The following is a 6,840-nucleotide window of genomic DNA, read 5'->3' as shown; positions in this document are numbered from 1 at the left end:
TTATAAAAGTAAAAGTGTAAAAGAATAAATTAGGCGCATCATATAATCCATCTTTGTCATAAAATAAATTATATATTGATTCAAAATATGACGTACCAGTATAACCATAATCATTAATTATCTCAAACTTTAGTAAAATTTTTTCTATTAACAATCCTAGATAAAGAAAAGTAAACAAAGTAATTAAAACTGATATTATTATGATTTGCTCTTTTTTTATTTTCATTTTATGGTATTATAGTAAGATAAGTTAGTTGATGTTTTTAAAGATTAATTATATCTCAACACTACAAACTAAACCTGAATCACACCTAAATTAAATTTCTTTTCAATAGGCGAGTGGTTCGCTGCTTCAATTCCCATTGAAATCCAAGTTCTGGTATCTAATGGGTCAATGATAGCATCTGTCCATAAACGAGAAGCTGCGTAATATGGTGAAACTTGTGCGTCATATTTAGCTTTTATCTTATCAAATAATTCTTTTTCTTTGGCTTCATCAACAACTTCTCCTTTGTTTTTTAAAGAAGCGGCTTCAATTTGTGCCAATACTTTTGCAGCTTGCGTACCACCCATAACGGCTAACTCAGCACTTGGCCATGCAAAAATTAATCTTGGGTCGTATGCTTTTCCACACATTGCGTAATTTCCAGCTCCGTATGAATTTCCTACGACAACTGTAAATTTCGGTACCACTGAATTCGCTACGGCATTTACCATTTTGGCACCATCTTTAATAATACCACCATGTTCCGATTTACTTCCAACCATAAATCCAGTTACGTCTTGTAAAAACACTAATGGGATTTTCTTTTGGTTACAATTCGCAATAAAACGAGTGGCTTTGTCTGCACTTTCAGAATAAATTACACCACCAAACTGAATTTCACCTTTTTTAGTTTTTGAAACCAAACGCTGATTCGCTACAATTCCTACAGCCCAACCCTCAATTCTAGCATAACCAGTAATAATTGTTTGTCCGTAACCTGCTTTGTATTCATCAAATTCTGAATTATCCACCAAACGTTTGATAATTTCATTCATATCATATTGATCGGTACGTAATTTAGGTAAAATTCCGTAAATGTCTTTGGGCTCTAATGCTGGTTTTGCTGGTGTTTCTCTGTTAAATCCAGCTTTGTCATAATCGCCAATTTTTGAAACAATACTTTTAATTCTGTCTAAAGCATCGGCATCATCTTTGGCTTTAAAATCGGTAACTCCAGAAATTTCACAATGTGTCGTTGCGCCTCCAAGAGTTTCATTATCAATGGTTTCGCCAATTGCGGCTTTCACTAAATAACTTCCGGCTAAGAAAATACTTCCTGTTTTGTCTACAATTAAAGCTTCGTCACTCATAATTGGCAAATATGCGCCACCAGCTACACAACTTCCCATTACAGCAGCAATTTGGGTGATTCCCAGGCTACTCATAATGGCGTTATTTCTGAAAATTCTACCGAAATGTTCTTTATCTGGAAATATTTCGTCTTGCATAGGTAAATATACCCCTGCAGAATCTACCAAGTAAATAATCGGCAAACGATTTTCCATAGCAATTTCTTGCGCTCTTAAATTCTTTTTTCCAGTAATTGGAAACCAAGCACCAGCTTTTACAGTAGCATCATTAGCTACTACAATGCATTGTTTGCCTTTAATATATCCTATTTTTACGACTACACCTCCAGAAGGGCAACCTCCGTGTTTTTCATACATACCATCTCCAACAAAACCTCCAATTTCAATGCTTTTCGCGTTGTCGTCTAATAAATAATCAATACGTTCACGAGCCGTCATTTTACCTTCGGCATGTAGTTTATCAATACGTTTTTGTCCGCCACCAAGTTTTACTTTCGCAAATTTTTGTAGCATATCTGAAACCAATAACTTGTTGTGATCTTCGTTTTTATTGAAATTAATATCCATTTTTTATAAGTCTAATTCAAAAGTTTGTCTAAATAATTCAATGTTAGGGTTTAATTCCTTAAAATGTTTGTATTTTTCTTCGTTGGTATAAATTACTTTAGGTTTGTAGGTTTCAATTACGGTAATTTTAATTTTTACATCGTAGTTCCGTAAATTGGTTTTCAAGTAGCTAATTAACTCTGAGTTTGTATTTTCAAAATCTTCTTTAGAACCTTGATTTGGAAACTCTAACAAAATGTTGGTTCCCATTAAAACAGGTTTACTCAATCGCATATAACTTGCGAATAACTTTTTACCTTTAGTTTCTAAAATTTCAATGTAATCGTTCCAATGTTTTATGGCATCTTCTTGTGTGAATGGATCGGCTAAATGTTCTCCAACAGATAAGGTTTCTGATTTTGCTAAATTAGAAACATCTGCTTTTTGTTTTAATCCTTTAATAGATAAAGAGGAAATTCGATTACTAGTATCTATTGTAGGCGTAAATTTTTGTTGTATTTGTTCAATTTTCGCTTCCACTTTTTCTTCCATATTTGGAACTTCTTCCTGAGGAACAGCTTTTATTTCAGGTGCAGAAACAACTGGTGGTTGAATTGATATTTGTGGAGATTGACTTTTTTTAGTTGAATCAAAGAAAGTAGAAGGTATTATAAAGTATTTAACTTTTTTTTTTCGGCATCATGTGTTAATGAAGCCAATTGCATAAGTGTAAGTTCAACAAACAATCGTTGGTTTTGACTCACTTTATATTTTAAATCGCATTCATTAGCAATAGAAATACCTTGTAATAAAAACTCTTGAGAAGCTTTTTGTGCCTGAACAGCAAATTCTTGTTGGGTTTGTTCACTTACTTCTAACAGAGAAAGCGTGTCAGGATTTTTACAAACTAATAAATCTCTAAAATGCGAAGCTAAACCAGCAACAAAGTGGTGTCCGTCAAATCCTTTCGCTAAAATATCGTTATACGTTAAAAGTAATTGAGGAATATTGTTCTCTAAAATTAAATCGGTAACTTTTATATAATAATCGTAATCTAATACGTTTAAATTTTCAGCTACAGCTTGCCGTGTTAAATTATTTCCACAGTACGAAACCACTCTGTCAAAAATAGACAAAGCATCACGCATGGCACCATCCGCTTTTTGCGAAATAATACGAAGCGCCTCTTCTTCAAACTGCACATTTTGATTTTGAGCAATTTCCATTAAATATTCTTTTGTATCGTTTATAGTAATTCGTTTAAAATCGAATATTTGACAACGCGACAAAATAGTGGGAAGAATTTTGTGTTTTTCGGTAGTGGCTAAAATAAAAATAGCGTGCTTTGGCGGTTCTTCTAATGTTTTTAAAAACGCATTAAATGCCGAAGCAGAAAGCATGTGCACCTCATCAATAATATACACTTTATATTTACCGGTTTGTGGAGGTATTCTTACTTGGTCGATAATACTTCTAATATCATCAACACCATTATTAGACGCAGCATCTAATTCAAATACATTGAAAGAGAAATCTTCATTCGGATCATCGTATCCTTCTTGATTGATTTTTCTGGCTAATATTCTGGCACAAGTTGTTTTTCCAACACCACGAGGTCCTGTAAAAAGTAGTGCTTGCGCTAAATGGTTGTTTTCAATGGCATGCAACAAAGTATTCGTAATAGCAAGTTGCCCAATAACATCTTTAAATGTTTGAGGTCTGTACTTTCTGGCTGATACTATAAATTGTTCCATAACGTATTATTGATAGCAAATATAGATTTAAAATACGAAATGTCAAAAGTGAAAAGTAAAAAGTTATTAAGAATTTGTTAGTCATAAACTTTACAATACAGATTAATGAAATTTATAAAATTTATATGATTTCTATAATCTGTATTTCTAAATTTTATTCAGAAAATCAATTTAATTCATAAAAAACGCCCAATTTAAATTACCTTTGCCCTGCAGACCGCCTTATCGCTTCTAATTTATTAGGAGAGGAAAGTCCGGACACCAAAGAGAAGCATAGCGGGTAACGCCCGTCTGCCGATACTTATCGGTAAGGACAAGTGCAACAGAAAGTATGTACAGGTTAAGCTGTAGTGAAACCAGGTAAACTCTATGCGGTGAAATTTCAAGTATATCAGCATGTAAGGGCTTCTCGTCCGTTGTTGAAGGGTAGAAAGATGGATTCCGCGAGTAATTTCGGAACTAGATAAATGATAAGGCTCCAATTTTTTTGGAGACAGAATCCGGCTTATAGGTCTGCTTTTTTTAAAAAATTGTTAAAAATTAGTTAACAATTAATCTACTATTATCAATTACATAACATTAATTTAACATTGTGTTTTTACATTTGCCTCGTAATTTTAACTATATAAAAAGATGAGCTTTAAAAACATTTTAAATTTTTTCTCTCCAAAGGACAAAACTTTTTTTCCATTATTTGAGGAAGCGACTAATAAGTTAACAAAAATGTCTGATGCATTACACGAAGGAGTGAATGCTTCTAAAGATGACAGAGAAAGTTATTTTAAAAAAATTGATGAATTATCTGAAAGCATTGAGAAAATTTCTCATAAGATGAATATCGAATTAAGTAAAAATTTTATTACTCCATTTGATAGAGAAGATATTCACTCTTTAATGACTACAATAGAAGATGTAGCAAGTAATTTGCAAGAAGCATCTAATAGAATTAGAATGTATCAGGTTGAAAAAATTACCAAATCAATTAGAAAAATCACAGAAATTAACCTGGAGGCTTGTCAGCTTATTATGGTTTCTGTGAAAGAATTGAAAGAAATGAGTAATTTCAAAAATATTTTTGAATCGGTTAAGAAAATAAACAAGTTAGATAGAAAGTCGGATTCTGTTTTTGAAAAAGCGATTGCTGATATTTTTGAAAACGAAACTGACGTTAAAAATATCATCAAATATAAAGAAGTATTAGCTTCTTTAGATAAAGCTTCAGATAAATGTAAGGCTGTGGCACGAGTATTAGAAGCGGTAGCTGTTAAACATTCTTAATTAAGTACTATGTTTACATTATTAATAGTAATTATAGTAATTGCATTGTTGTTTGATTTGGTTAACGGGTTTCACGATGCCGCCAATTCAATAGCAACTGTAGTTTCTACAAAGGTGTTATCACCAACACAAGCTGTAATTTGGGCTGCCTTTTTCAACTTCATCGCCTATTGGGTATTTGATATGAGTGTAGGAAATACAGTAGCAAAAACAGTGGATGGTTCTGTAATTAATCTTTGGGTAATTTTATCTGGTTTATTGGCAGCAACAGTATGGAATTTATTAACATGGAAATTAGGAATTCCATCTTCATCATCACATACTTTAATTGGTGGTTTTGCAGGTGCAGCTGTTGCACATGCAGGTTTCGGAGTACTGAATTTAGAATCTATTGGTTTTACAGTTTTATTTATTTTCTTAGCACCATTTATTGGAGGTATTATATCTTTCTTTATTGCTATGGTGACGATTCAAAGAAGTTTCTTCAAAAAAATCAGTATTTCTATTTTAATATCTGTGTTAACGGTTTATGTAACATATGCGTTAAAAGACACTTTGGATATTAAGCCGATTATGATTTGGATTATTGGATCTTTATTAGCGTTATTTATCATAGTATATAGCTGGTATGAAATTGTCCACGGTAAAAATCCTTCGCATACTAAAGAAGGAAATATGTATAAAAAATTACAATTATTATCTTCAGCTGCTTTTTCTTTAGGACATGGTGGTGCCGATTCTCAAAAAGTAATGGGTATTATTTGTGCCGCTTGTATCGTTTATGCAAATGGTTATAGAACAAATCCTGACGCAAATATGCCAGACTTTGTTAAAGAACATAATCTTTTAAATACAACAGAAATTCTTCAAGTTGTATATAAAAATGATGAGGGAAAAATTAAGAAGTTTAAACCTGCCGTTGGTGTTTTTGGAAAAGATACTTTGTTTGTGGATGGTAAAAAAATTATTGATTTGTCAACTGGCGAAAAAATATATGAAGATGAAAAATTAAATTCAAAGGTTAATGTTTCTACTAATCCTTTTTTATTATCATTAACAAATGATAAAGTAGATTTAAAAAACTTTGAAAAAGTTTCAAAAAAACTTACTAAATTAGAAGTATATTCGGATAAAAAAGACATCAAAGATGTTGTTACTAATGAAGTAATATTTAAAGGTAAAGAAATAAATCCTAATTACAGATACGCCAAAATCTTTTCAAAATATATTGATAAAGATGGTAAATTATTAGAAGGTCATAAGTTAGAAACTAAGGTAACTAAAGACACGATGCCAACTTGGATTGCATTTGGTTGTTATTTGATGATTGGTTTAGGTACTTTAATGGGAGGTTGGAAAATCGTAAAAACGATGGGAACCAAAATTACCAAAGTAACTCCACTTGAAGGTGTTTGTTCTGAAACGGCAGGTGCTTTAACTTTATTTACAGTATCACAAATGGGAGTGCCGGTTTCAACTACACATACTATTACAGGTTCTATTATTGGAGTAGGAGCAACCAAACGTTTAAGCGCGGTAAGATGGGGTGTAACCATTAGCTTATTATGGGCTTGGATACTGACCATACCAGTTTCGGCATTAATTGCAGCTCTGTTTTATTATATTACTACTTTATTTGTGTAATAATATTATAATTTTTTATATAAAACCGTTTCATTTGAGACGGTTTTTTTTTGTCAAAAAAGCATATGTTAAGTTATTGTAAATTTTTATAAAATATCTTAAAGATAAGTTAATATAAAATGTATTTACAGTTAGTTTCTTAACATTAAATTTGCAATCTAAATACAATTAAACAACTAATTCTTAACATTGTAAAGCAAACACAAATGAAAAAATTATTCTACATTAATCTATTTGTTTTTTTTATTTCTATTACATCATT

Annotated in this window: 6 protein-coding genes and 1 other RNA gene; 3 read left to right on the top strand and 4 right to left on the bottom strand. The window is 31.5% G+C overall.

Going from position 1 to position 6,840, the window contains the following annotated elements:
• From ACIQZ1_RS09310 to dnaX, 4 genes are all read right to left on the bottom strand, one after another.
• The coding region (locus ACIQZ1_RS09310; RefSeq protein WP_396160735.1) for a hypothetical protein at positions 1 to 226 on the bottom strand (226 nt) is incomplete at its 3' end.
• Positions 227 to 294: 68 nt separating this feature from the next.
• Positions 295 to 1,923: an acyl-CoA carboxylase subunit beta gene (locus tag ACIQZ1_RS09305; protein ID WP_396160733.1), complete on the bottom strand. Its 1,629-nt coding sequence runs from the start codon at positions 1,921 to 1,923 to the stop codon at positions 295 to 297.
• A 3-nt stretch (positions 1,924 to 1,926) separates the two neighbouring features.
• Positions 1,927 to 2,454, bottom strand: a complete 528-nt coding sequence (locus ACIQZ1_RS09300) for a hypothetical protein (RefSeq protein ID WP_396160731.1) — start codon at positions 2,452 to 2,454, stop codon at positions 1,927 to 1,929.
• 116 nt (positions 2,455 to 2,570) lie between these two features.
• On the bottom strand, positions 2,571 to 3,656 hold the full coding sequence (dnaX, locus tag ACIQZ1_RS09295; protein WP_396160729.1) for a DNA polymerase III subunit gamma/tau: 1,086 nt from the start codon (positions 3,654 to 3,656) through the stop codon (positions 2,571 to 2,573).
• A 209-nt stretch (positions 3,657 to 3,865) separates the two neighbouring features.
• Between dnaX and rnpB the strand changes: the two genes are divergently transcribed.
• From rnpB to ACIQZ1_RS09280, 3 genes are all read left to right on the top strand, one after another.
• An RNA gene (gene rnpB, locus ACIQZ1_RS09290) (RNase P RNA component class A) lies at positions 3,866 to 4,180 on the top strand.
• A gap of 109 nt (positions 4,181 to 4,289) precedes the next feature.
• Positions 4,290 to 4,934, top strand: coding sequence for a DUF47 domain-containing protein (locus ACIQZ1_RS09285; protein WP_291241992.1), 645 nt, complete (start codon positions 4,290 to 4,292; stop codon positions 4,932 to 4,934).
• A 9-nt stretch (positions 4,935 to 4,943) separates the two neighbouring features.
• Positions 4,944 to 6,578 (top strand): anion permease, encoded by a 1,635-nt coding sequence (locus tag ACIQZ1_RS09280; RefSeq protein ID WP_396160727.1) that lies wholly within the window; start codon positions 4,944 to 4,946, stop codon positions 6,576 to 6,578.
• Positions 6,579 to 6,840: the final 262 nt, after the last annotated feature.

Origin of the sequence: Flavobacterium sp. (genome assembly GCF_044341185.1) — a bacterium.
Taxonomy (GTDB): Bacteria; Bacteroidota; Bacteroidia; order Flavobacteriales; family Flavobacteriaceae; genus Flavobacterium.
This window is presented reverse-complemented; position numbering and strand designations above follow the sequence as displayed.

Coding starts and splice junctions, on each gene's coding strand:
- ACIQZ1_RS09305 (WP_396160733.1), bottom strand. CDS start 1,923: ATGGATATTAATTTCAATAAAAACGAAGATCACAACAAGTTATTGGTT.
- ACIQZ1_RS09300 (WP_396160731.1), bottom strand. CDS start 2,454: ATGGAAGAAAAAGTGGAAGCGAAAATTGAACAAATACAACAAAAATTT.
- dnaX (WP_396160729.1), bottom strand. CDS start 3,656: ATGGAACAATTTATAGTATCAGCCAGAAAGTACAGACCTCAAACATTT.
- ACIQZ1_RS09285 (WP_291241992.1), top strand. CDS start 4,290: ATGAGCTTTAAAAACATTTTAAATTTTTTCTCTCCAAAGGACAAAACT.
- ACIQZ1_RS09280 (WP_396160727.1), top strand. CDS start 4,944: ATGTTTACATTATTAATAGTAATTATAGTAATTGCATTGTTGTTTGAT.